The organism is Bifidobacterium sp. POST2/T3 (B1) (assembly GCF_058197115.1).
Window position 1 is genome coordinate 1 of the sequence record NZ_JBVPQK010000331.1, and the last position, 2,904, is coordinate 2,904.

The 2,904-nt window shown below is 63.4% G+C and carries 1 protein-coding gene and 1 pseudogene; both read right to left on the minus strand.

Annotated features, from left to right (window positions below; genetic code table 11):
- The coding region (locus AC0AP0_RS11170; RefSeq protein ID WP_490430517.1) for an InlB B-repeat-containing protein at positions 1-1,910 on the minus strand (1,910 nt) is incomplete at its 3' end.
- A 511-nt stretch (positions 1,911-2,421) separates the two neighbouring features.
- A pseudogene (locus AC0AP0_RS11175) lies at positions 2,422-2,904 on the minus strand (RCC1 domain-containing protein); the annotation flags it as partial.

A 2,904-nucleotide genomic window follows, 5' to 3' on the forward strand; every position in this document is an offset into this window, starting at 1 on the left:
TTGTTGGGGTCTTTGAATGTCCATTTGGCGGTGAGGGTGAGGTTCTGGGTGACGGGCTTGCTGAAGTCGTAGGCGATCTCTCCGATGAACCATCCGTCGAACAGGTAGCCTTCACGCGTCGGGTCGGGGGAGGGGCGCCGGACCCTCCCGTATGGGTAGTCGACCTGTTGGGGTTCGGGTGCCTGGCTTCCCTTGGCTGTATTGAATGTGACCTGGTGGGTGGTGCTTTGCTGGCCTTCTCTGGTCAGGGTCTGGTCGGCCGTGTAGTTGAGGTTTTTGGTGAAGGGCTGGCCGTCCTGTTTGCCGGTGATGGTGACTGAGGCTGGTCCGGGCTTGCGGGCGGGCATGTCCGTCTGCCACGCGTCGCCGGTCTTGGTGAGTGTGAGCGTCTGGCCGTCCAGGCTGGCTGATTCCAGGATGGGCGCCTGTGCGGTGTCGAGTCTTGCCGGCTTGCCAGGCTTGTCTTGAGCGTCCAGGCTCCACGTGAATGCCCTACCCTGCCTGTCTAGGGCGGTGATTTTGCCGTCGGTGCTGGCGGCCTGCGTGTACGGCTGGCTCCCGTCGTCCGCGCGCTTGGGTGTTCCGTCGGGCTTCCATGCCCAGAGGCGGCCGTCCTTGTCGACGATGATGCCCTGGCTCTTGTCGGCCGTGATCCTACTGGCTTGCATGCTTTCCGGCAGGCTTACGGCTGAGGGACTGGTTGTGCTGTCGGCCAGGTACCGGGCGTGCCCATCAGTGTCCAGGAGGAGGAACCCTGAGTTGAGGGCCTGGGCCTGGACGGTGCGCATGCCCGGATCCTGTTTGATGCGTGCGGGTTTGGCGTTTCCAATGCTGCTTGCATCCCACGCCCAGGCCTGCCCGTCCGAATCCAGTACCAGGATCCGGCTTCCGGAGGCGAGGGCGGTGACGGCCTGCGCCTGTCCGGGCAGGCTGAGCGTGGCCTGTTCGGCGGGCTTTGCAGCCTGGTCCTGGCTGCCGGACGGGCTGGCCTGGAAGACGTGGACGCGGCTTTGCTGGTCCACGGCCAGCAGCAGGTCGTCGTTCATGCTGATGCTGGTGAACCTGGTGTCCTGGCCGGCGTCGAGGATCATGGGCGTCGACTGCTGGCTGGTCCGGGTGTAGATGTGCTGGTCGGATCCCAAGGCGGCCTGCCAATGGCTGCCGGCTGCGGCCTGCAGGTAGCGGAACCCTTCAGGAGCCTGAACAGGGGCGGGAACCTGCTTGGGCGTGCTGTCCTGCGTCCAGGCGTAGAGGCGGCCGTCCCCGGCCAGGCCGATAGTCTGGCCGCCTGCGGCTTGGATGCTTGCGAACCGAGGCTCCTGCCTGTCGGGCGGGCTGATGGCCAGGCGGGCGCCGGTGGCGGGCCCGTGCTCCGGGCTCAGCCTCCAGTCCGTGGCCTTCGACCATTGCGCTTTCAGGGTCGTGTCCCGGAGGATCGGGGTCTGCAAGTCATAGGGCCGGCCGTCAAGCATCCACCCGTCGAACCGGAAGCCTTGACGCTGCGGGTTCTGCTGCGGAGCGGATACAAGGGTCCCGGTCTTCACGGTTGACTGTGTTGGCTTGCTGCCGTCGGCCGGGTCGAAAAGCACCATGTGCGAAGCCTGGTCTTCCGTCTTGTCGGCCGATTCAGCCGGAGCGGAGCCTGCGCTGTCCGGATTGCCCGTCATCGATGACGGGGTGCTGGGCGTGGGGCTTAATGGCGTGGCGGCTTGTATCGGCGAGGGCGAGGAAAGGGGGGTGCCTGTTGCGCTGCTGGAAAGAGTGGCGGAGGACTGCTCAGCTACGCGAGGGGTTTGAAGATCAAGGATAGGAGCGTCGTCTTGGGCGGATGCGATACCCAAGCCTGCCAGCAGGCCCAGCAGGACGATCATCATCGCCATGATGCGGCGCAGCCGGGAAACCAGACGCATGAAACCAAAACCCCTTCACCAAACACCAAATAGAGCAAACGCCGCTTGCCTAGACAAGGTTCTTCCTATCGGAAAGCCCTTCTACCTGCCAACGCCAGTCCTACATCAAATTGCAGGAGCCAATGGCGGGACCCAGCCGTCTTACCGACATCCCCTGTCCCTCACCCTACCACCCAGCCCACCAACAACACACGAGCCAAATCAGCAGCCCGGCGACGATAATTAACTCGGTTGGCGAAAGCGGTTGTTGACAGCAATTAAGCCGGGATCGTGAGCACGGACAGCGGCCAGAGCTGGCTCAGGTTGTAACCTTATGTCCTGCCCTGCTTTGTTCATCTCTTTCTAGGGCGGAAAAAAGAAGGGCCAGTTGGTATTCTGCTGGCGGAAGTGTGGTGAGGGGGGGGGCGCAAGAGGAGTGTCGGCTTCTTGGGAATTGAGCCATGTATGACACCTCTCTTTGTGCCCCCCCCCCTGAGCGGGTGGTCGTGGGTTGACCCACCTGCCGGCCTTCTTACTCGTGTGAAATGTGCAGGAGCCGACGTGTTTCTCTCCTTTGGCGGCGGGATGCCAGGACCCCGCCCATGCCGGTTATGCCGGTGGTCAGAGCCAGCACTATGCCCTCACCGCCCGCCCGGGGGAGCACGCCTGCAGGCGTGTACATGTATCTGAGGGAGGTGTCAGTCAGCGTGTTTCCAGCGCCGCCCATCGTGTAGTCCACGCTGACCGTGACCAGGCCTGGCTGATGCGGGGGGGTGAGCACGGTGACGCTATTGCTGTTGCTGGCAGGAATCAGGTGCGTGCCGGAGCTGGTGTCGAACCTGGCTGCGGTGATCACCGGCTGCATGTTGAACGCCACCTGCACGGGAGCTAACTTGTTGTTTGTGGTGCCGTCGCCGAGCTGACCGTTTCCGTTGTTCCCCCAGGCGTATGTGTTTCCGTCGCTGTCTAGGGCCAGTGAATGCCAGTATCCGGCGCTGACCTGTGTGGCTTTCAG